A 22,264-nucleotide genomic window follows, 5' to 3' on the forward strand; every position below is an offset into this window, starting at 1 on the left:
TGACCGACTGTTCAGCGCTTTGGCCGCTACAAACCGTCCGCCTGCAACCATTCAGTATCCCAACCTCTCCAGCATCACAACCTCAGGCTCCGCCGGACGCTGATAGAACCGTAGCAACGCCCCCGTGCGGTTGGTAAAGATCCCGTCGACACCCGCCTTCATCGCCTTGTCGAAGTCCACCGGTTCGTCGAGGGTGTACGCATGCACCAGCAAATCCCGCGCCTGGCTGGCCTGGTTCATCCAGGGCTGGATCAGGTCGGCATAGCTCTGTTCGCCCAGATGAGTGCGCATGGCAGAAGGCCCCGTACCGACCGCACCGCCCTGCCTGGCCTGATCGAGCCAGCGCAGGAATTCTGCCTGGTCCTTCGGCTGCTGACGGGCATAGAACGCGGCCTTGTCGGTTTCACCCGAGTCAGCGAAATCCTGCCCGGAAGCGGGCTCGATGGTTTTTGTCCCCACCCACAGCAGGAGTACCTTCGGCACCTGCGGCATGGCCTCGTGCAGCAACGCCAGGCTGTTGCGGTCGAAGGTCTGCAACACCACACGGCCTGGCCGGTCGAGCCAGCCGCGGGCTGCGAGGCGCGCCTTCAGGTCCTGCTCGATACCCGGGAACTGCTTGGGGACCTTGGTCTCGATGTACAACCCGGGGTGCCGCTCGGGGTTGCCTTCAGCGATGTCGATGACCTCGTCCAGGGTGAGGATCGGCAGTTTGCGGAAAGAAGCCCGGGCGCGCGCCGGGTAGGCCTGGTTGAACCAGCTGCCAGCATCCAGCGACTTCAGTTCGGCGAGCGTGAAGGCGCTGACCGGGCTGTCCTTTCGCTCCGGGAAGCGCTCGGCGACATCGCTGGTACGCGACAGCACATCGTCATGGACCACCACCAGCACGCCGTCACTGCTGCGTTGCAGGTCGAGTTCAAGGTAGTCGGCGCCCTGGTCTCGGGCCAGCAGGTATGCAGGGGTGGTGGATTCCGGGGCATCGTACGAGGCGCCGCGGTGGGCGATCACCGCCGGGTGCGCAATGCCGTGGGCCGTGGCCAAGGCCTTGCCATTGCTGGCAGAAGCGGCCGATACAGTGAACAAAGCGGTCAAAGCCAAGAAACTGAACATGGGATTGCGCATGGATAAGTCCTTTATCGTCCTGTGAACCTTGCGCTGCCTGTTCTGGCCTCTTCGCGGGCACGCCCGCGAAGGGGCCGGCATTGCCGACACAAGGCCCTTGCCTGGATACAACCCTCGCACACCTTGCATGACATGCTAAAGTCGCCCCCGTTCCCGCTCCACCCAACGGACCCCAGCATGCCCGCACTAGACGCCACCCTCACCCCCTGGCCGGAACTCGCCGCCCGCCACCCTTGCGACGCCCTGCTGCTGGGCAACGGCGCCAGCCGCGTGCTGTGGAAGCCGTTCGGCTACTTCTCGCTGTTCGAGGAAGCGCAACGTGCCGGCCGCAAGAAAGGCCTGGCCGTGAGCGACCAGGCACTCTTCAAGTCGCTGGGTACGGAACTGTTCGAGCCGGTGCTCAGCGCCCTCAACACCACCGTGCGCACCAACGCCGCGCTGGCCATCAACTCCACCGCGCCGCTGAACCGCTACTACTCGATCAAGGAAGCGCTGATACACGCCGTACGCACGGTGCACCTGCCGTGGCCACTCATGCCGGCCACGACCCTGGCAACCCTCAACCAGGCCCTGCGCGGCTACCGCAGCGTCTACACCAGCAACTACGACCTGCTGCTACCGTGGGCCGTGCAACACGCCCCGCACGGCTTCGCCGAACTGTTCGACGAGCAAGGCTTCTTCGACGTGCGCCGCACCAACGGCGAAGGCACGCGGGTGCTGCATCTGCATGGCGGCCTGCACCTGCTCAAGCTGCCCGACGGCACCACCCGGCAACGCAGCGCCGACAGCGCCGAACTGCTCGATGGTTTTGCCGTGAACATCCCGGGCGAAGTGCCGCTGTTCATCAACGAAGACCGCAGCGACGAGAAACTGCGCGCCATCCGCAACTCTGACTACCTGGGCTGGTGCCTGGGGCAACTGGCGCGGGAAAGCCAGGGGCTATGCCTGTTCGGGCTGCACCTGGACAGCAGTGACCAGCATCTGCTCGAAGCCATCCGACAGGCCCGACCGATGCATCTGTCGATTGCCATAAGGCCGTTGAGCGAGGCATCGGTGATCAACCAGAAGCAGCATTTTGTCGACAGGTTCGGGGATATGCCCGGGACCGTGCTGCATTTCTTCGATGCCAGTACGCATCCGTTGGGGCAAGCAGCGTTGGCTATTGAAGCACCGCTCACCCACAGGTGAAGTGGACCAATTGGGGGCCGCTTTGCGGCCCATCGCCGGCAAGCCAGCTCCCACAGGGATCGCGCAACTCCTGATTCTGCGCGGTGCCTGTGGGAGCTGGCTTGCCGGCGATGGGCTGCGTAGCAGCCCCGTTTACGCTATCTGTCAGGCATCAGGGCGCCGACGCGGTTGTCACCTGCACGGCCGGGCCAACTGCAACCGGCTCGGGCATCGCGACATCGCCGCCCAGCTGGCGGATCTGCCGAATCTGCTGGACCCTGTTCAGGTTTTCCCAGGCGACGGGATAGTGCCCCGGCGACAACTCGATCGCGCTGCGGAAGAACTGCTCAGCCACATCCAGCTTGCCTTCCACCAGGCAGACATAGCCGACATCATTGCTGGCCTCGGCACGCTTTTCGACCTGTTCGAAGGCAGACACCGCCTCCTCATAGCGCCCCATGCGAGCCAGCAGCAACCCATAGTTGCGCCAAAGCGGTTTGTAGGTGCCGTCGTAGCTCACACCACGCTTGTACCGGAGCTCGGCATCGGCCCATTGGCCGGCCATGTAGTAGGAATACCCCAGGCTGTTCTGCACCAACGCCGAACGGGGGTCGATGAGCTCGGCCAGGCGGTAGTAGGTCTGCGCCTCGGCGAAGTTGTCGGCCAGATCCGCGAGCACCCCCAGCCCGTTGTAGGCCTTGAGCGGCGACTTGCTGTCGACCCTGAGCGCAGCCGCCCCTGTCTGGGTGTTGGCCGGGTCCTTGGCAAAGCGTTTCTGATCCACGGCAACTGCCTTCAACAGCATCACCTTGGCCTGCTCATGTTTACGCATGGACAGGTTCAGCAGGCCCATTTCCGTCAAGGCATCGGGGTTTTCAGGTGCCTTGCTCAGTACCTCGGTGAAGGCCATCTCGGCAAGCTGGTTATTGCCCCGTTCGCGGTGGATACGACCAACCCAGACCAGGGCCTCATAACGTTCGGGCGCCAGCTCGAGGACGCGCAGGTACTGGTACAGCGCCTGGTCCAGGTCACCGGCCTGGTAAGCCATAGCAGCCATCTGCATCGCCTGGTCGGGCGAGTTGCTCTGCGACTGCACCTGATAGAGCACCGAATTGCCAGCGGAGTAGACAGAACGCACCCCATTCAAGTCTGGCCCAGTGCTCTGGCAACCCGAGAGCACGGCTATCATGGTCAACAGCAAGCTGATCCTGTTCATGTCATGGCTTCCCGAACGTTTTAAGTATCCCGATGATCACCGGGCCGATGGCAACCAGAAAAAAGCTTGGCCACAGACAGAAAATTAGCGGAAAAACCAGCTTTGTTCCGATCTTCGCGCCCATTTCCTCGGCGGCCTGCATGCGCCGGTCACGAAACTCCTCGGCGTAGATTCGCAAGGTGGCCGCTACGCTGGTGCCGAAGCGGATGCTTTGGGCCAACAGGCTGACCAGGCCTTGGATGTCTTCCAGGCCGGTGCGATCTGCCAGTTGCCGGAGCGCTTCGGTACTGGAAATGCCGGCGCGGATCTGCGCATTGACCAAGGCCAGTTCCTCGGCCAGTTCGGCCTGGCTGACCGCCATTTCTTCGGCCACCCGCTCGATTGCATGGGGTAACGCCAGACCCGACTCCACGCAAACCACCATCAAGTCCAGGGCATCTGGAAAGGCCGCACGCAACCGCCCCTGCCGAGCCGTCTTGCGCTTGTCGATATACAGTGCCGGCAGCAACCATCCGACAGCAGCCCCTATGAGCACCACAGCGATTATCACGGTTGAGGAAAGGTTGGGTACCAGTGGCAGTGTCAACAGCGATATACCAACCAGAATCAGCGGCAACAGCAAACGAACCGCCCAGTACACCTGTACCGCTGACGCCGAGCCGTAACCCGCGTGGGTCAAAAGAGTTCGGGTGGCTGACGCCTGCCCTTGCTCAGACGGGCCAAGGCGCCGACCGACCCGCTCCAGTAGGAGTTGCAGATTGCCTGGCGCCTCCCGCCCGGCCGCAGCGCTGGAGTGATCACGCTTGATTAATGCAAGACGACGTTGCAGAGGGCTCTGCAACCCCAGCACCAGTAACGTCACGGTGATCACCGCAATGACCGTACTTACCCCGATCGCGCCGACGATCAGCAGGCGTGTCAGTGCCTCATTGTCCGTCACCCGACTCAATAAACCGAGCAAATAATCCATGACCGACGCCCCCGTTGCGAGAACTGCTTAAACCTGGATTCGGATGATTTTGCGAATCCAGAAGATCCCGACCAGCATGGAGCCAAAAGCCGCCATGATAAGCTTTTGGCCGAAAGGATCGTTGACCAGCGTTGGCAAATACGTGGGGCTAGTGAGCATGATCCCCGCCGCCAGCACAAAGGGTACGGCCACCAGCACCCAAGCCGACATTCGCCCTTCGGCCGACATGGTCTTGACTTTGCGTTGAAAGCGAAAACGCCCCCGGATCAGGCTACTCAGACGCTCCAGAACTTCGGTCAGGTTGCCGCCAGTCTCGCGGTGAATGAGGATCGAAGTCACCATCATCATCACCGTCATACTCGGCACCCGTTCCAGCAGGCCAAGCATGGCCCGGCGCACATCGTTACCGTAGTTGATATCGGCGAAGGTCAGGCCGAATTCATGCGCCACCGGTCCCTTGTGCTCCTCTGCCACCAGGCGCAGGGTTTCATTGAAGGGATGCCCAGCGCGCAATGCCCGGCACATGGCTTCCAGCGCATCCGGCAAACCCTCCTCGAATCTGGCGAAACGCATGCCACGGTCATGGGTGATTTTCAGCAGCGGCAACCAGAACGCCACGAACGCTACCGCCAGCGCCAACCACCAGTAAGGAAAGAACATCCAGGCCAGCATCCCGGCAGCCGCTGCCAGAACGAGCCCCATCAGCAATACCCGATAGGCCCGGTACTCATGCCCGGCTTGCTCGATCATTTGCGTCAGCGACGCCATGAAGGGTAACTGCTCGAGCCGCGCCTCCAGCGGCGACAAGCGGGTCAGGTACTTCTGCCGCAGCACAGTCTGCATGTTCGGCAGATGGCTTGCCCGCTCCAGGATCACCAGTCGGCTACGAATACGTTTGCGTACTTTGCCCGCCTCGCCGAACACCGGCACCACCAATCCTTGGCTGAGGAGAAACACGGCAACAAACACCATGCCTAGAAATATCAGGATGTATTCAACGGGTATCTGGCTCATGGCTGACCAACCTCCATCCATTCCGGTCTGAACATAGTCAACGGCAACTCGATCCCGCGCTTGGCCAAAGAATCGCGAAAGGCCGGGACCATGCCACTTGGCCGGAAGTCGCCGAGCACCTGGCCCTGCTCGCCCAGGCCATTGCGGACGAACGAGAATATCTCGGTCATGGTGATGATTTCGCCCTCCATGCCGTTGATCTCCTGCACACTGACCAACCGCCGCTTGCCGTCTTCCTGTCGCTCCAGCTGGATCACCACATCGATGGCCGATGCGATCTGCTGGCGCATGGCCTTGATCGGGAAAGTAGCGCCAGACATCAAGACCATGTTCTCGACCCGGCCCAGCGCATCGCGCGCGGTGTTGGCGTGGATGGTAGTCAGTGAACCATCGTGACCAGTGTTCATCGCCGTCAGCATGTCCAACGCCTCGGCACCACGCACCTCGCCGATCACGATACGGTCCGGGCGCATCCGCAGGCTGTTGCGCACCAGCTCACGCTGGCCCACCTCGCCGCGCCCCTCGATGTTCGCCGGCCGTGTTTCCAGGCGCACCACATGCGGCTGCTGCAGCTGCAGCTCGGCCGAGTCCTCGATGGTGACAATACGCTCGTTGTGGGGAATGAAACTGGACAGCACATTGAGCATGGTGGTCTTGCCGCAGCCGGTGCCGCCAGAGATCAGCACGTTCAGCCGGCCTCGCACGATCGCCTTGAGCATCAGCGCGATGGCCGGGGTAAGGGCGCCGGCCTGAATCAGGCTGTCGATATTGAGCAGCTCCACCGCAAAGCGTCGGATCGAGATGCTCGGCCCATCGATGGCCAGCGGCGGGATGATCGCATTGACCCGTGAACCGTCCTTGAGCCGTGCGTCGACCAACGGCGAAGACTCGTCGATACGCCGGCCGAGGCTGGAAACAATGCGGTCGATGATATTCAGCAGGTGCTGATCATCGCGAAAACGCACATCGGTGCGCTGCAACTTGCCGAACCGTTCGACGTATACCGAGTCATGTCCGTTGACCAGGATATCGGAAACCGTGTGGTCGGCCAGCAGCGGCTCCAGCGGGCCAAGACCAAGCACTTCGTCGGTGATCTGCTTGATGATCAACTGGCGGCTGGCAGAGCTTACCGGCGCCGAATGCTCATCGAGCAGACGCTGGCAGATATCACGGATCTGCCGCACGGCCTCGGCCTGCTCGAGCGAATCGAGCAAGGACAGGTCCATGACCTTGAGCAGTTGCTGATAGGTCTTCTCCCGCCACTCGGCTTCCACCGATGTGACCTGGCTTTTCGTTTCAAACAGAACATCCGGTGCCGAATGTTCCCACGCCATCAACGCCTCTGCCTGGTCCTTCGCGCCTCCACCCTGCTTCGACGGCGTCAACGCCTCGGGGGTGGCTGCCTGTTTGCGCAAACGGTTACGGAAATCGCTAAGCATGGTTCACCCCCGAAAAACACGCTTGAAGGCGCGTTTGAACAGTCCCGTGTCAGTATCCACCTGCTTGCCAACCAATTCCTCGGCCAGCCCACGCAGCGCCTGGGTGATCGCGGAGCGAGGTGCTTGCAGGCCTAATGGCACACCCGTGTTCTGGCTCTGATTGATGACGCTGAAGTCATTCGGCAGTTTCACGATATTGGTGCAACGCAGCGCCTCGCCGATATCCTTGAGGCTGACCGGTGCCGCCTTGTCGTAACGGTTGACCACCACCTCCAGCTGATTGCCGCGTACGCCCAGGTCATCGCGCAGAATGCGCGCCAGGGAACTGGCGTCGCGCAGGTGGTTGACGCTCTGCTGCACCACGACGTACACCCGGTCGGCCTGCTCCAGCACCGAAGCGGTGATGTGATCGATCTGCCGCGGCAAGTCCGTCACCACCCAGTCATAGTTGGCCCGCGCCAGCTGCAGCAGCGCATCGAGCTGTTCGGCCTGGACATCCTGCGGCAGGCACAGCTCATTGGCGCGGCTGCCAAGCACATGCAAGGACGGGCTGAAATGGCTGCAGAAGCCGCGCAGTGCAACACCATCCATTTCTTTTATCTGCTGCAACACGTCCAGTTGGCTGTGCGACTGCGCCACATCCAGATGATGCGACACGCTGCCAAACTGCAGGTCCAGGTCAAGCAACAGGGTGTTGCCCTTGAGGCTGAGCTGATGCGCCAGGTTGCAAGCCAGCACAGTTCCGCCGGAGCCCCCCTTGGCATTCATCACCGCGACCAGTTTGCCTGTTGCCGTGCTGTTGGTCTGGGTTTCCATGACCATACGGTTCAAGGCAGCGATAAGCTCCGTGGCAACGATAGGCTCCGGCAGAAAATCGCGCGCACCGGCCTGCATCGCCAGGCGCATGCCTTCCCGATCGTCCAGCAGGCCACACACCAACAGTGGGGGGCGCTCATGGGCCGGGCGTTGCAACAAGGCTGCCAGTTCCTCACGCCACAGCTGGCCAACGCGCAGCAGCAGGAAATCGGGCATCCGGTCGAGCCCGTAAAGCGGGTCGCAATGCCCATTGCTCACCTGACGAACATTCACCTCCAGACCGGAGATGCGCTGACAGATTTCTTGTAATTGACGCAAGGCCAAGGCGTCGGAACTGCTGATCAACAGACGCATCCCGGGCTTGATGGAAGTAGCGGATACGGAACTCTCCCTAAGATTCAGCATGGCGTGATCTCCGGTACGACACCCGCCCCGGTATGACGCCCGAGGCTCTCGCGAGGTAAGGTCGCCTTGAATACTGGCAGGGTAATGGGCACCCCAAACCCCGGAATAAACAGGCTGAATTGAAAGTTCTGCAGCGTCAGCTGGACATAGCGGACAGCGGCAAACCCGGTGGCGTTCACCAGATCACCGGGGTTGGCGACCTGTGCACCGTTCTTGTCCAGATAACGCAGGGTAAGGTCCGAAGTGTCCAGGTCGGCCAGCAGGCCACTGGCTCCGCTGTCGCCCGCACTGTTGAATATTGCCCGGCGCAGCACCACCGGATCGCTGATATTGCACACCGCTGCCAGCCGTGCGCCACGCCGAACGGACTCATTCAGCACATTCACGGTGTAGTACAGCCGGCCTATTTCCAGCACCCCGAACAGCAGCGTGAACATCAACGCACTGACGATGGCGAACTCCACCACGTAAACGCCCTGCATGCCTCTGCGCTTCATCACAGTGCCCTCATCACAGTGGTGGCGACCAACGGGAAGTTCAGCGCCGTGCCGTTGCCGATAAACGCCGGAATACCGCTGGCTATCAGCGGGGAAAAGACCGCGCTGATGGTCACCTGCACGTGGTCGTTGGTACCCGCCACCTTGGCAACCTGCACGGTAGTGTTGGCAGGCATCCCGGTCAGGCTGCAGGGCGGCGCGGAGGGTGCACCGTACACCGCCACGTACTTGGTCATGCACTCGAGGTCGGCGCTCACTTCGACCTTGCCCAGAGTCGAGTTCCAGGCCTGGCTGGCGACAAAGCGTGCGGCATCCCGGCTGCCCTGCAGCAAGCTGTTGTACTGGTAAAGCATGCGGCCAAATTCGCCGAAAGCCAGCAAGGTCAGGAGCAACAGTGGCAGGGTGATGGTGAACTCGACGATTGCCACCCCTTGCTGACGCTGTGCACGCTTGAGCCGATAAAGTTCCATGACACGCTCCTAGGAATCGGTGCTCGGTGTGCCACTGCCACTGATAAAGGTTTTGTACAACTGGATGATCTGCGGGCCGGAATCGTCCTGCGGCGTAGGCCCAGGCACGCCGTCACCCTCGCATTGCTTGACGAACTGGCCGAAGATCTGCGAATCCCCACCTGAGTTGTCGGCAGGCTGCACCACATAGAAGCAACCGAAACCAAGGACCGGAATCGATGATGCCCCCGAATTCTTGCCCGAGCAGTCGCCTACCACGATCTTCAGCATCCGTCGCTCGAAAACTCCGCCCGACTGGCAACCCGTACCGCCTGCGACACATGCGGCGGTCTGCGCGGCATAGTCGTTGTAGTCGAACAGCGGCGTGCCGCCAGCAGACAGGTTGCCATTGCTCGAAGTGACGACTTGGCCCTGCTGCTCCACTTGGTTAGGCGTGATTGCGTCGTTGTACTTCATTACCGGGTTGCTATAGGTCGTCACCAGGTCTGGCGGATAGTCCGAGCTATTGAGCGACCCGGCATACTGCCCGAAGCGAGTATTCAGGCCTTTCACAGCAGGGCCAACCGTGTTGCCAGGCTTGGTAGCGGCGTTGTCACCGACATTTCGGCAAGCCGAGGCGCCACCAGCCATGAGTTCGCCAACCTCCTTGCCGCCCGAGCCAAAATCGAGCAGCTGAAAATTGCCCGGGCCAATCGGGTCGCTGTCCTTGGAAGCTGATTTCAAGACCTCCAGGTCACCAAAGCGATACCCCCAGAACATGCCTGTATCCGGGGTGTATTTGGTCGGGTCCCCACACACCAGCAGCGGCGCAAGATCACATGGACTGGTGGGGCTCGGCCCGGCGGTGGCAATCGCCGTCACACTTTTGGTCCCCACGGTTCCTGTACCGATTGACTGGGCGAAGCTCCAGAAAAAGCCCGCCAGTGAGTAGTTCGATACCGAGACCCGCACATAGGTGGCATTGGCCGGCCCGGGGAAGGAGAAAGGCCCATAGACATTGTCTGCCAACTCCACCACGGCAAATCCGCCAGGGTTGCCGCCGATTGCCGTCAACAGCTCCATGTTGCCAGCGGCCTTGGCATTTTCGTTGAGGGTGAAGAGCGCGGCTGCTCGCGTGGTACTGGCAGAATTGCCAGTGCCCATCACCTGGCTCAGGGTCTTGGCGCCACTGAGGGCGGCGGCGTCCACGGCATTCTGCAGTCGAGTCTTGTTCAACAACATGTGACCGCCATCGAGCACCAACGCTGCCATCATCAGTATCGCCAACAAGGCGATGACGATGATGACAGTCACTGCCCCCCGCTGTTGGCCTCGCGGCGCGGTGAACATCCGTTGAGCTCGAGGAGTCATGATCACACCCTCAATCAGCGAGTTGAATCAGTAACTTGGATCTGGATCGGCTGACCGACCTGCTGCGCATCGCCAGTCGTCCCCCGATAACCATTCATCACCTTCTCCAGCAACGGCCCATCGGCGCCGACGGCAGGCAGCTCGGTGCCTGGATTGGCGGCCACCTGCTTGTCGGCAATCTGCTGGTAGGTGGTCTGGTAGACGCTGTAACCCAGCGGGCCGACGCGCCCCTCGTCGTACGACATGCAACCGGACACCCCCGACAGCAGCGCGCAACACACGATCATGGTTCTCATGCTGGTTCTCTCCGATCAGTTCAGATCATGGCCAAAGTTGCCACCGCTGACACCGAGGCTGACAGGCACCGCGCGCCCCGGCTCACTGCCCTTGGTCTTGCCGAGCAGGTAGAAGTCCAGGTCACTGGGCTCGACGAACTTCTCGGTGGGCAGGCGCACCGCCTTGGCATCCACGGGCTTGGCGAGGTGCGGCGTCACCAGGATCACCAGTTCGGTTTCACCGTTGATGAACGATTGGCTGCGGAACAGGTGCCCGAGTATCGGCAGGTCCCCCAGACCCGGGAAACGGCTGACGAAATCGCGAGTGTTTTCGCTGATCAAGCCGGCGATGGCAATGGTCTGGCCATTGCCCAGTTCGACCGTGGACTCTGCGCTGCGCTTGGTCAGCGACGGAATAACCTGGGAAACTCCATCGCCCAGGATGCTGCTGAGGCCCGTGTCGAGTACCAGCGAGTTGGCGTTGGAAAGCTCGCTCACCGAGACATTCAGGTTGAGGTTGATACGCCCGGAGTCGAGCACCACCGGCAGGAACTTCACGCCGACACCGAATTCCTTGTATTCGATGGTGATGCCATCATCCTCGGTGATCGGCACAGGGAACTCGCCACCGGAAATGAACTCCGCCTGCTGGCCGGTCAGTGTGGTGAGGGTGGGTTCTGCCAGCACCTTGGCCGAACCATTGTCCTTGGACGCTTCCAGCACCACATTGAAGAGGAAATCGTCGGACAGGAACTGGGCGAACAAGCCTTTGCCGCCACCAATCAGCGAACCTGGCGAAAGGATCGACCCGCCGCCTGGAGTCAGGCCCAGTCCTTGACCATTGTTGAACCCGCCACCGCTCCAGTTGCCGGATGAGCCAAGGGCATTGAAGCGCACGTTGAGGTTCTTGATCAGGCTGCGCTGCATCTCTGCCACTTTGACTTCCAGCATCACCTGCTGGCTGCCACCGACGCTGAGCAGGTTGATCACCTCCAGCGACTGGGCCGGGGCCGCCTCGGCGGCTTCACCCTTGCCTTGCACAACACTCGAGGTTTGCGCGGCATAGGTCTTGGCCACTTTCATCGCTGTGTCCATGGCCGCGGCGCTGCGCACCTGGCCACGCAGTACCAACGCGCCCTGGGCGCTGAACACCTCGATGTTCTCCTCGGGCAGCAGCTGGTGCAGTTTGGTCTTGAGCCCGGTGAGGTCATGCACGACCTCCACATCCATGGTCTCGATCAAGCGGTTGTTGCTGTCCCACAGCAATACGTTGGTAGTGCCGAGGGAACGGCCGAGCAGGTAGAGCTGGGTCGGGCTGGTGATCAGGATATCGGCGATATCCGGGTTGCCGACCGAGATTTTCCTCACCGGCGTACGAGCACTGATCGTCCGCGACTTGTAGATGGGCACCTGGACCAGGTTGGTGTTGGCCGCCGGCATGGCGCTGTATCCCGATCCTGGTTCTGCAGCCTGCGTCACACCGACGAACAGCAGCTGCGTACCCAGCCCGCACAACAGGTACATCCCTAGTCTCTGCAAAGTATTCATGCACAACTCCTTGCGAGGTATTCTTGTTCCTGCCGAAGGTTAACCATTCGGACGCCAGCTGCTTTAGAACCGTGCTTTCGCTACTTCAACTTCAGTCCCACGGATGATGGTGACCGCGCCACCGTCACTACTGCGATTTACCACCGGTCTTGTTTGGGGTTTGAATGCTGGCGTTGCAGCCTTCACCGGCTCGACAGCGGCAACGGCTGGCGCCTGCTTCTGAGCGTCCAGCGGGTTGCGCAGAGCCAATTGCAACTTCCCTTCGGATTGCGCCCTGACCAGCACCTCGGCCTCTTTGGCCGACATTTCCAGGGTCACGGCACGTACCACCACCGGCTGGGTCTTGTCCGTCCCCGCTGTCTGGTCCACAGCCAATACCCGGAGGTCCTGGAGGATGGTTCTGGATTCAGCGTCATTACTACCGCCATTGCTTTGCTTGGTTGCCAGAACATCGACCCGGTTGCCCGGCAACAGGAACCCGCCCACCCCGACCACATCATCCACACGCACCGAAATGGCGCGCTTGTCTGGAGCAATCAACGAAGCCAGGGTACTGCCACCCAGGTGCTCGGCCAGGCGAGCGCTACGCAGCACATCGCCGCGCAACAATGCAAAAGTGGCAATCTTGCCAACCACCTTTTCATTGCTGTCAAAGGCATCGTCAGGTACCGCATCCTTGGGCATGCGCACGATGGCGACTTGCTGCGCCTCGATCATCTGCCCGAACGGGATCTCCACCGTGGCGACCGCCACGTTCTTCATGTTGTCATCCGGGGCGGCGTTGAGCCGACCATTGAGCCAGTTGTTCGCCATCAAGGCGGCGCCAAGCCCCAGGGTCAGGGACACGGCAACCAAGGTCAGCGTACGGGCACTCATGTCTGCATCTCCTTATCCAAGGAAGTCGATCTGCACGAAGTAGCTTTGCCAGGCCCATTTCAGCTCCTGCTCCGACAACGGCCCCTCGCCCCCCATGTAACGCTGGCGGTCAAGTGCCATGTTCAGCAGATCGCGAGGGTGGCAGGGCACCAGCGGCACGCCTTCTGCCTCGTACAGGGCCTGTAGCGCGTAACGCAACAGCAGCGGGTCGTAAGCCAGGCCCAGGCGTTCGCATTCCTGACGCCAGATGCGTTCGTACTCATCGACTTTCAGGTAGCTGAACTGCAGCTTGTAGCCAATGCGCCGCAAGAAGGCTTCGTCAGCCAACTCCAGCGGGTTGAGGTTGGTGGAGAACACCAGCACCAGATCGAACGGCAGCTCGCAATGGCGCCCGCCACCCAGGTTGAGGAAGTCGCGCTTCTCTTCCATCGGCACGATCCAGCGGTTGAACAGTTCGGCCGGGGCCATGCGCTGGCGCCCCATGTCATCGATGATGAACAGGCCGTTGCTGGCCTTGAGTTGCAAGGAGGCCTGGTACTGACGGGTACTGGGATCGAAGCGGACGTCCAGTTGCTCCATTCCCAACTCACCGCCAGTGATCACAACCGGGCGTTTGCAGCGCACCAGCCGACGATCGATTCCTTCGTTGAGCAACAGGCTGGTAGATTGGCTTTCTTCCTCCAGGCGCTGATGCACCTGGGGGTCGTATACCTCGATGACCGACTCGTTGATCTCGATGGCATGGGGTACCCAGATGGCTTCGGCGAACAGGCGGATCAGGCGGCTGCTGACGTAGGTCTTGCCGGTGCCTGCGGGGCCATAAATCATGATGGCGCGTCCGGAGTTCAGCGCTACCCCTAGCTGGTCGAGCATGCTCTCCGACAGCACTACGCCCGCAAAGGCCTTGTGCATGTCCTGCGTACTGATGCGGCCATGGTGGATGGTCTGCAGCTTGAGCAGGTCACGATAGGCACTTACCGGGAAGGGCGCCGCGCCGATGTAGCCGCTGCGCGCCAGTGCATCACGGGCGGTACCGCGGCCGCGTTCGGTCAAGCCGTAACGCAGCACCTGCCCCCCCGTTTGCACACCGACCTGGCCCAGTACTTCAACGCGGCCATCCTTGCGTAGAAAAGCCAGTATCTCCTCTACCACCGCACCGGTCAGCGCCAGGCGCTCGACCAGGCGCGACAGATCCAGCGTACCGGCGTCGTACAGGTGCTTGCACAGCAAATCACCGAGAAAGCTTTCCGCCAGTCCAGTCTCACGGACTGTGCGAGGTTGTGGTGCCAGGCTCTGCACTGCGTCCTTGTCACAGGCACCGCTGTCTCTGAGTGCGTACATTTTCAGCCTCCTAGGCTAAAGGCCAGCGGTTGCCAGAAAAGGCTGACAAGGGTTCCGAGAAGAATTGCCACGGCGTATGGGAAGGGCTTTCCGGCCACCTCATCAGCCTCCGGCGCGAAATACGCCTGTGCTCTCAACATCAACCAGTAACGCGATAAGGTCATCGGTAATTGGCCACGCACTAGAATTAGAAGAAGACCACATAGACATCCGGCAATCAGACTCAGAAGTGCCGCGTTGAGCGCGCCGTTCAAAGGAAGAAAAGCGCCGACCATAGCCATCAGCTTGACATCGCCGGCAGCCATCCCACCCAAGGCGTACATTGGGAGAAAAATGGCGAAGGCAATCAGCACCCCCAGCAACCCATAACCGAAACCACTGACTCCGACGGAGTAAGCCTGACCAGCCAAGCCCAACCCCAGCCCCACCAGAATCAGGAGGTTGGGAATGCGGTGGCGACGAATGTCGCTCGCCACCGCGATACCCAGCAGCCCCATCAGCAAAACAGTCATAACCAACTGCTCTCTGGTCATCACCGCCTCTCCCTGCTGGATGATTATTTCTATTAGCACGCCGACCCTTTGATGGCAGTGCAGAGAGTCTGCATCTTTGTTTGCACTGCAGTTCCGAGACTAGTGAATATCCCAACAACAAGTGCCGTCACCAACCCACCAGCCACCGCATATTCCACAACGGTCAGGCCATCTTCATCTTTGACGAACTTCACGACCGAAGCCTTGATTGTTTGCAGAGTCATTTCGCTCACCTCGCTAAGGACATTGTTTTTCTTCGCGGGCAGTGGCGGTTGCACTACCTGTTGGGAATCCTAGTCAGGGGGAGGCGACAGTCGTTAGGAGATTTTTGCGAATCGCTAGGACTTTTTTGCGGCCATTGGCCAGCATCCAAAAAGTGACATTGCCACCAGGAAAACAGGTAGCAAGCGTCAATATGAGAAGCACTTTCGTACGCATTTGCAGTCGGCTCAGGGAAAGGTTCTGGCACGTTTGTTCAAAGCCGACGAGCGGTCGCCATGATCAAAGACCAGCCTGGCTGCGGAACCTGTCTAACATCAGGGTTTTACAAAACGTATAGAACCCCTTAAGCAAAAACGATCTAAGTTAATAACCAAATTGCTCGTCGAACTAATAGTGTTTTGACAATACTGCTGCTCGTAGGGAAACTCCCAGCACTAAGGTTAAGTCACGATGTCTAACCCGGGCACAAAGCCGCTGTTGTTGTGGTTCGATCTGACACGCGATCATTCCACCGAAGCGCTGATGGCACAGTTCAGCCATGTCTGCGATTGCAAACTGGCGAAGGCCGTCGCGCATTCCGAACGCCAGCAGGCAGACATGATCTGCATGCATTTCGATCGCCCCGACACCCTCAACCTCAACCTGCTGCTGGAAGTGAAACGCAACTCACCATCCATCCCGGTCACCATGTTCACCGTGCAGCACTCCGAAGAGTTGGCCGTCTGGGCCATGCGTTCGCGGGTCTGGGAGTATCTGGTATTGCCGCTGACAAGCGGTGAGAAAAGTCGCTACATCGATGTCCTCAAGCAGCTGTGCGACATACGCCGCGCCAGCAAGCCCTCAGGCAATGCGCAGCGCATCGATCACCTTCCCTCCCTGCCGGACAGCATTCGCCTGACCGGCGAACACCACAAGCACCAGGCGCTCAGCAAGGTCATGCCGTACATCGACCAGCACTTTCGCGAATGTGTCGATCAAAAGGACCTCGCGCAGCGTTGCGGCATGACCACGGCCCGCTTCAGCCGCCTGTTCAAGGAAGTCAACGGCGTTGGGTTTCTGGATTACATCCTGAGCAAGCGCATGAACCTGGCCATGGACCTGCTCGTCAACAGCCAGATGCCGATTACCAGCATCGGCTATGAGGCAGGCTTCAAGGACCCGTCCTACTTCGCCCGCACCTTCAAGCAGGTCAGCAACTGCACGCCCAGCGAATACCGCCAGGCCCGCCAGCTCGAAGCGACGGCCAGCGAAAGCGAGCCCTTGAAAGATACCAATGCAGCCGTGGCAGACAATTTGTTGCAGGGCGCGGGGACTCACAAGTATCGCTGAAGCACTACCCGCTCATATGCGCTTGAAATATTGACTGCCATCGCTATGCGAGCCAGTTCAAGGGTGCCCTGGCCAATTGAGTAGCTACCCCGCGCCTGCAACCAAACCAGAATGTCGGCAAGATGCCAGAGAGCAGTGCTGCCATCGTGCACGGGGGCAGGGAAGTTATGTGAATGCGCCAACATCAATTTCCGCATGTTTTGCCGAGATACGCCTATGATTTCAGCCACGTCGGAAAGCCCTACAAGATCGGGGGTCGCTTCGATGAGGCGAGCGCCTGGCACCACTCTGCAAACATCTTTCAAAGCGCTCTCGATAGCCTCTTTCGCAGTAGGGGACTCGCGGATGAAGGCAAGCGCCAAGCGGCCCGGTTGACCTACGCCAACCACCGCATCATCGCATCCGCCTTCAGCCAGACGCTCCAGTAGCGCGTCGGTATCTTCGTTTTCGCTCAATTGATACTTGAGGGTGAACTCATATTCCACTGCTTCTACTCCTCTCCGGCATTTGGTGCGCCTAAGGCAACTTTGCTGCCCGAACAGTTATCAACCACACGCCTCAGCTGACGCGCCAAATTGCCAGGGCTCCTCGGGGTGCTCCAGATACTGGTAATGCAAAACTCCCCACACCGACAATGGGCATCGTTCCACGGGCAGTACATTTTCCCCCAACAATGCCCCCCACCCACCACTACTCTCCATCCCTTTGACTCAGCGTGCCTCAAGGCCTGCTCAACCTCCTTCCTGGCGTGACTGGGGCGTGACATCAGATTTTCTCCAGTGTGGACTTGCATGCCAAAGGTTGTCAAATGACAACCGCCCAATCGGCAAGCGTGCACGCCACACTACAGAATTGATGATGCTGGGAGTCGCTGTAAGTAACTGTTGGGAATTGTCCTACGCGGAATCGGGACTTCGACCCGAAGAATGTTTTAGAGGCCCGTAGAAGCAAGCAGTGCTATCAGAGCAACCCGTCCCCTCGCAACAACGTCTCCAGGCAATGCTCCTGCACTCCATAGAACGCCTTGAGCTGCCCGATCTTCTCCAGCAACGCGCCGTTGTCCCCTGCCTGGCGCCGCTTCACCGCAAGAATCATCTTGTTCTTGTTGGTGTGCTCCAGCGAGATGAACTCGAACACCTTGGTCTCGTACCCGCAGGCTTCCAGGTACAGCGCACGCAGGCTGTCGGTCAGCATCTCGGCCTGCTGGCCCAGGTGCAGGCCGTACTGCAGCATCGGTTGCAACAACCCCGGGCTGTGCAGTTGCGGGCGGATCTGCTTGTGGCAGCACGGCGAGCACATGATGATCGCGGCGTTGCAGCGGATGCCGGTGTGAATGGCGTAGTCGGTGGCGATATCGCAGGCATGCAGGGCGATCATCACCTCGATGGCCTCGGGCACCACGCTACGCACGTCACCACACTGGAACTCCAGGCCCGGGTGCTCCAGGCGCAAGGCGGCGGCGTTGCACAAGTCGACCATGTCCTGGCGCAGCTCGACGCCGGTTACCTGCGCTTCGCGGCCCAGGCTGTTGCGCAGATAGTCGTGCATGGCAAAGGTCAGGTAGCCCTTGCCAGAGCCGAAGTCGGCTACCCGCAGCGCCTGCTCCGCCGGCACCGGGGCGCTGGCCAGGGCGTGGTCGAAGACTTCGATGAACTTGTTGATCTGCTTCCACTTGCGCGACATGGACGGGATCAGCGCGCCTTGTGCGTCAGTCACGCCGAGGTCACGCAGGAATGGCCGCGACAGCTCCAGATAGCGCTTCTTTTCGCGGTCATGGCCGCTGCTGCTGGCAGCTTCGCGCGGTGCCTGTGCGCCGTGGCGCTGGAGCATGGGCTTGCCCTTCTTGCTGAAGGTCAACTGCACTTCACCGTCGGCGTCGAACAGGTGCGCATTGCGGAAGCTGTCCGGCAGCAACTCGGCGACCAGCGCCTGGGCCTGATCCAGCGCCAGGTTGCGGGTGATGTCGCGGGTCTGGTGGCGATAGACCAGCGACAGGCACGGCTGGCCCTTGACCTGCAGCGGCTTGGCAATGATCCGTTGCAAGCTCTGGTCGGCACCGACATGGCGCGCCAATACCAGTTTGACCAGGGTATTGCCATGCAGGGCGGCGTTCAGCAGGTCGAGAAACTGGGTGCGCGCATCCGGCGCGGATGGGGCAGAAGAACTGGCGGACATGGAAAAACGGTGCCTCGGATAGCGGGGAGCGCATGGCGCAATGCGCGCATTCTACAGGGTGGCTAACTTCCTGTGGGAGATCGCCCAGTCGTTTGGGCTGCGCTGTCGCGTAGAGAACTGAATTCGCAAGCGGTACGCGTACCCTGTGGGAGCGGCTTTAGCCGCGAAGAATCCAACTCGGTGCATGGCACCGGCTGCGCCGGTGTTCGCGGCTAAAGCCGCTCCCACAGAGTCCCTGCTAATTCAATGAGTTATGTGCAGTTCTAAGGGCGCGTCAAGCCATCGGGGTTCGGCTCAATCGAGAATCACCAACCGGTTGGGCAACTCGTTACGTGCATGGGTAGGCGGCACATGCTCGCTGAGCAGTTCGCCGCACGCCTCGATGCACTCGACAAAACCCTGCAAGGTGCGGCCCTGGCGTACCTGTTCGGCAAAGCGAGCGACGATGGCCGCGCGGGCGGTGGCATCCAGGTGGTGCTCGATGCCGCGGTCAACCAGGATCTCCACATGCCGCTCCGCCTCGCTGACAAAGATCAGTACGCCCGTGGCACCAGCAGTGCGCTGCAGGTTCTGTTCGCGAAACTGCTGGCGGGCCAGGCGCGAGGCGCGCCAGCGGCGCAGGGCCCGGGGGATCAGCCAGCCGGCCAGGCGTGGGCTGCGCAGCAGCAGGCACAAGCCGACGAACAACAGCACATTGGCCACCAGCAAGCCACGCACTCCGGGCCAACCCAGCAGCCAGTGCAACAGGGCCGGCACGGCCAGCGCCAGCACGGCGGCCCAGAACAACGGCCAGTAGGCGTAGTCATCGGCCCGGCGGGCCAGCACCGTCACCAGTTCGGCATCGGTGCGCCGTTCGGCACGGGCAATGGCTTCGGCGATCTGGCGCTGATGGTATTCGTCGAGGGGGGTCATGCCGTCGGTCTCTTGAGCGTTCTTATAGTTGTTGTCCCGGCATTCGGGGCTTCGTCCGCAGGCGACATATTCAGGCATAATCCGCCGCTGGAAGAAATGCCTGCAAATCGTACAACAATAGCCGCCTGAAAACTTCGGCCGCGCGCGTATCACCGTGGATACGGCAGAGGCCCCACAACGGAATTGATGATGAAACTGTCTTTGCTGGGCCTGGCCATGGGCCTTGCCAGTCAGGCGGCCCTCGCCGCCCCCTCCGCCCCGCCCCTGCAGGACAAGCAGGCGTTCATCGACCATCTGATCAGCCAGATGACCGAAGCCGAGAAGATCGGCCAGCTGCGCCTGATCAGCATCGGCCCGGAAATGCCCCACGACAAGATTCGCGAGGAAATCGCCGCCGGCCGCATCGGTGGCACCTTCAACTCGCGTACCGCGCCTGAGAACCGGCCGATGCAGGACGCTGCCATGCGCAGCCGCCTGAAGATCCCGATGTTCTTCGCCTACGATACCGTCCACGGCGAGCGCACCATTTTCCCGATCGGCCTGGGCATGGCCGCGACCTGGGACATGGACGCCGTCGCCAAGGTCGGCCGCACCGCCGCCATCGAAGCCGCGGCCGACGCCCTGGACATGACCTTCGCACCGATGGTCGACATCGCCCGCGATCCGCGCTGGGGCCGCACCAGTGAAGGCTTTGGCGAAGACACCTACCTGACCTCGAAGATCGGCCAGGTGATGGTCCGCTCGTTCCAGGGCAGCAGCCCGGCCAACCCCGACAGCATCATGGCCATCGTCAAGCACTTCGCCCTGTATGGCGCGGTGGAAGGCGGGCGCGACTACAACACGGTCGATATGAGCCTGCCGAAAATGTACAACGACTACCTGCCACCCTACCGCGCCGCGCTTGACGCTGGTGCCGGCGGGGTGATGGTGGCGCTGAACTCGATCAACGGCGTGCCTGCCACCTCCAACACCTGGCTGATGAACGACCTGCTGCGCAAGGAGTGGGGCTTCAAGGGCGTGACCATCAGCGACCACGGCGCCATCCAGGAGCTGATCCGCCATGGCGTCGCCCGCGATGGCCGCGAAGCCGCCAAGCTGGCGATCAAGGCCGGCATCGACATGAGCATGAACGACACCCTGTACGGCGAAGAGCTGCCAGGCCTGCTGAAGTCCGGCGAAGTGACCCAGGGCGAGCTGGACCAGGCGGTGCGCGAAGTGCTGGGTGCCAAGTACGACATGGGCCTGTTCAAGGACCCGTACGTGCGCATCGGCAAGGCTGAAACCGACCTGAAGGACTACTACGGCAACGACCGCCTGCACCGCGACGCCGCGCGTGACGTGGCGCGCCGCAGCCTGGTGCTGCTGGAAAACCGCAACCAGACCCTGCCGCTGAAAAAGGCCGGCACCATCGCCCTGGTCGGCCCGCTGGCCGATGCCCCGATCGACATGATGGGCAGCTGGGCTGCCGACGGCAAACCAGTGCACTCGGTGACCGTGCGCGAAGGCTTGCGCCGCGCCGTGGAGGGCAAGGCCAAGCTGGTCTACGCCAAAGGTTCCAACGTCACCGGCGACAAGGCGATGTTCGATTACCTGAACTTCCTCAACTTCGATGCCCCGGAAATCGTCGACGACCCGCGCCCGCCCGCGGTGCTGATCGACGAGGCGGTGAAGGCGGCGAAGCAGTCCGATGTGGTGGTGGCAGTGGTCGGTGAATCCCGCGGCATGTCCCACGAGTCGTCGAGCCGTACCACCCTGGAAATCCCCGCCAGCCAGCGGGAGCTGATCAAGGCCCTGAAGGCCACCGGCAAGCCGCTGGTGCTGGTGCTGATGAACGGCCGCCCACTGTCGATTGCCTGGGAGCGCGAGCAGGCCGACGCCATTCTGGAAACCTGGTTCGCCGGTACCGAAGGCGGCAACGCGATCGCCGACGTGCTGTTCGGCGATTACAACCCGTCCGGCAAGCTGGCCATCACCTTCCCGCGTTCGGTCGGGCAGATCCCGATGTACTACAACCACACCCGTATTGGCCGGCCCTTCACGCCGGGCAAGCCGGGCAACTACACCTCGCAGTACTTCGAGGAGCCCAATGGCCCGCTGTACCCGTTCGGCTATGGCCTGAGCTACAGCAGCTTCGAGCTGTCGGGGCTGAAGCTGTCGAACAAGGACCTCAAGCGTGGCGACACGCTGGAAGCCAAGGTGACAGTGAAGAACACCGGCAAGGTGGCAGGCGAGACCGTGGTGCAGCTGTACCTGCAGGATGTATCGGCATCGATGAGCCGCCCGGTGAAGGAACTGAAGAACTTCCAGAAGCTGATGCTCAAGCCTGGCGAATCGCGCACGTTGAGCTTCCGCATCAGCGAAGAAGACCTGAAGTTCTACAATGGCCAACTGCAGCGGGTTGCCGAGCCAGGGGAATTCAATGTCCAGGTCGGGCTGGATTCCCAGGCGGTGCAGCAGCAGAGCTTTGAACTGCTGTAACTGACAGGTTTGCCTGTACCGGCCCCTTCGCGGGTAAACCCGCTCCCACAGGTACTCCGCAAGCAGATGGCCTGCGCGATACCTGTGGGAGCGGGTTCACCCGCGAAGAGGC

At 61.1% G+C, this 22,264-nt stretch carries 22 protein-coding genes; 3 read left to right on the forward strand and 19 right to left on the reverse strand.

Going from position 1 to position 22,264, the window contains the following annotated elements; all coding sequences use genetic code 11:
• Positions 1–51: 51 nt before the first annotated feature.
• Positions 52–1,119 (reverse strand): glycerophosphodiester phosphodiesterase family protein, encoded by a 1,068-nt coding sequence (locus CAG46_RS06450; RefSeq protein ID WP_085614243.1) that lies wholly within the window; start codon positions 1,117–1,119, stop codon positions 52–54.
• 177 nt (positions 1,120–1,296) lie between these two features.
• Between CAG46_RS06450 and CAG46_RS06455 the strand changes: the two genes are divergently transcribed.
• Positions 1,297–2,307 (forward strand): DUF4917 family protein, encoded by a 1,011-nt coding sequence (locus CAG46_RS06455; RefSeq protein ID WP_085614244.1) that lies wholly within the window; start codon positions 1,297–1,299, stop codon positions 2,305–2,307.
• Positions 2,308–2,458: 151 nt separating this feature from the next.
• Here CAG46_RS06455 and CAG46_RS06460 read toward each other — a convergent pair whose 3' ends face one another.
• The 14 genes from CAG46_RS06460 to CAG46_RS06525 form a co-directional block, all read right to left on the reverse strand.
• The gene (locus tag CAG46_RS06460) at positions 2,459–3,502 is read right to left on the reverse strand and encodes a lipopolysaccharide assembly protein LapB (RefSeq protein WP_085614245.1); all 1,044 of its coding nucleotides are present in this window, start codon (positions 3,500–3,502) and stop codon (positions 2,459–2,461) included.
• Between the two features lies 1 nt (position 3,503).
• A complete protein-coding gene (locus tag CAG46_RS06465) occupies positions 3,504–4,472 on the reverse strand; it encodes a type II secretion system F family protein (protein WP_085614246.1) in 969 nt (322 codons plus the stop codon).
• Between the two features lie 27 nt (positions 4,473–4,499).
• Positions 4,500–5,486 carry a type II secretion system F family protein gene (locus CAG46_RS06470; protein WP_085614247.1) on the reverse strand — a complete coding sequence of 329 codons (987 nt, stop codon included), beginning with the start codon at positions 5,484–5,486 and terminating at the stop codon, positions 4,500–4,502.
• Entirely contained in the window at positions 5,483–6,925 is a 1,443-nt protein-coding gene (locus CAG46_RS06475; RefSeq protein ID WP_085614248.1) for a CpaF family protein, read from the reverse strand. The genes CAG46_RS06470 and CAG46_RS06475 overlap by 4 nt, the downstream gene beginning before the upstream one ends.
• Positions 6,926–6,928: 3 nt before the next feature.
• Positions 6,929–8,146: an AAA family ATPase gene (locus CAG46_RS06480; protein WP_085590317.1), complete on the reverse strand. Its 1,218-nt coding sequence runs from the start codon at positions 8,144–8,146 to the stop codon at positions 6,929–6,931.
• On the reverse strand, positions 8,140–8,643 hold the full coding sequence (locus CAG46_RS06485) for a TadE/TadG family type IV pilus assembly protein (protein ID WP_085590319.1): 504 nt from the start codon (positions 8,641–8,643) through the stop codon (positions 8,140–8,142). Before CAG46_RS06485 ends, CAG46_RS06480 begins: the two co-directional genes overlap by 7 nt.
• On the reverse strand, positions 8,643–9,113 hold the full coding sequence (locus CAG46_RS06490) for a TadE/TadG family type IV pilus assembly protein (protein WP_085614249.1): 471 nt from the start codon (positions 9,111–9,113) through the stop codon (positions 8,643–8,645). Before CAG46_RS06490 ends, CAG46_RS06485 begins: the two co-directional genes overlap by 1 nt.
• A 9-nt stretch (positions 9,114–9,122) precedes the next feature.
• On the reverse strand, positions 9,123–10,466 hold the full coding sequence (locus tag CAG46_RS06495) for a TadE/TadG family type IV pilus assembly protein (protein ID WP_371917534.1): 1,344 nt from the start codon (positions 10,464–10,466) through the stop codon (positions 9,123–9,125).
• An 11-nt stretch (positions 10,467–10,477) separates the two neighbouring features.
• Complete coding sequence (locus tag CAG46_RS06500; RefSeq protein WP_085614251.1) at positions 10,478–10,759, reverse strand: hypothetical protein; 282 nt, start codon at positions 10,757–10,759, stop codon at positions 10,478–10,480.
• Between the two features lie 15 nt (positions 10,760–10,774).
• The gene (locus CAG46_RS06505) at positions 10,775–12,262 is read right to left on the reverse strand and encodes a type II and III secretion system protein family protein (RefSeq protein ID WP_085614252.1); all 1,488 of its coding nucleotides are present in this window, start codon (positions 12,260–12,262) and stop codon (positions 10,775–10,777) included.
• 87 nt (positions 12,263–12,349) lie between these two features.
• Entirely contained in the window at positions 12,350–13,162 is an 813-nt protein-coding gene (gene cpaB, locus CAG46_RS06510; protein ID WP_085614253.1) for a Flp pilus assembly protein CpaB, read from the reverse strand.
• 12 nt (positions 13,163–13,174) lie between these two features.
• Positions 13,175–14,503, reverse strand: a complete 1,329-nt coding sequence (locus tag CAG46_RS06515; RefSeq protein ID WP_085614254.1) for an AAA family ATPase — start codon at positions 14,501–14,503, stop codon at positions 13,175–13,177.
• 2 nt (positions 14,504–14,505) lie between these two features.
• A complete protein-coding gene (locus tag CAG46_RS06520) occupies positions 14,506–15,036 on the reverse strand; it encodes a prepilin peptidase (protein WP_085614373.1) in 531 nt (176 codons plus the stop codon).
• A gap of 32 nt (positions 15,037–15,068) precedes the next feature.
• Positions 15,069–15,260 carry a Flp family type IVb pilin gene (locus CAG46_RS06525; RefSeq protein WP_054571983.1) on the reverse strand — a complete coding sequence of 64 codons (192 nt, stop codon included), beginning with the start codon at positions 15,258–15,260 and terminating at the stop codon, positions 15,069–15,071.
• Between the two features lie 448 nt (positions 15,261–15,708).
• Here CAG46_RS06525 and CAG46_RS06530 point away from each other — a divergent pair, with 448 nt between their 5' ends.
• A complete protein-coding gene (locus CAG46_RS06530) occupies positions 15,709–16,587 on the forward strand; it encodes a DNA-binding response regulator (protein ID WP_085614255.1) in 879 nt (292 codons plus the stop codon).
• On the opposite strand, the gene CAG46_RS06535 is transcribed toward CAG46_RS06530, so the two are convergent.
• From CAG46_RS06535 to CAG46_RS06550, 4 genes are all read right to left on the reverse strand, one after another.
• Positions 16,572–17,072, reverse strand: coding sequence for an AlpA family transcriptional regulator (locus CAG46_RS06535; protein ID WP_025340462.1), 501 nt, complete (start codon positions 17,070–17,072; stop codon positions 16,572–16,574). The genes CAG46_RS06530 and CAG46_RS06535 overlap by 16 nt on opposite strands.
• 5 nt (positions 17,073–17,077) lie before the next feature.
• Positions 17,078–17,353, reverse strand: a complete 276-nt coding sequence (locus CAG46_RS29045) for a hypothetical protein (protein ID WP_080604900.1) — start codon at positions 17,351–17,353, stop codon at positions 17,078–17,080.
• A gap of 194 nt (positions 17,354–17,547) precedes the next feature.
• Positions 17,548–18,762, reverse strand: a complete 1,215-nt coding sequence (locus tag CAG46_RS06545) for an SAM-dependent methyltransferase (RefSeq protein ID WP_085614256.1) — start codon at positions 18,760–18,762, stop codon at positions 17,548–17,550.
• Between the two features lie 294 nt (positions 18,763–19,056).
• Entirely contained in the window at positions 19,057–19,674 is a 618-nt protein-coding gene (locus CAG46_RS06550; protein ID WP_075046203.1) for a TPM domain-containing protein, read from the reverse strand.
• A gap of 186 nt (positions 19,675–19,860) precedes the next feature.
• Here CAG46_RS06550 and bglX point away from each other — a divergent pair, with 186 nt between their 5' ends.
• Entirely contained in the window at positions 19,861–22,152 is a 2,292-nt protein-coding gene (gene bglX / locus CAG46_RS06555; protein ID WP_085590337.1) for a beta-glucosidase BglX, read from the forward strand.
• The last annotated feature ends 112 nt before the right edge of the window (positions 22,153–22,264 follow it).

This window comes from Pseudomonas sp. B23(2017), assembly GCF_002113725.1.
Classification (GTDB): Bacteria; Pseudomonadota; Gammaproteobacteria; order Pseudomonadales; family Pseudomonadaceae; genus Aquipseudomonas; species Aquipseudomonas putida_Z.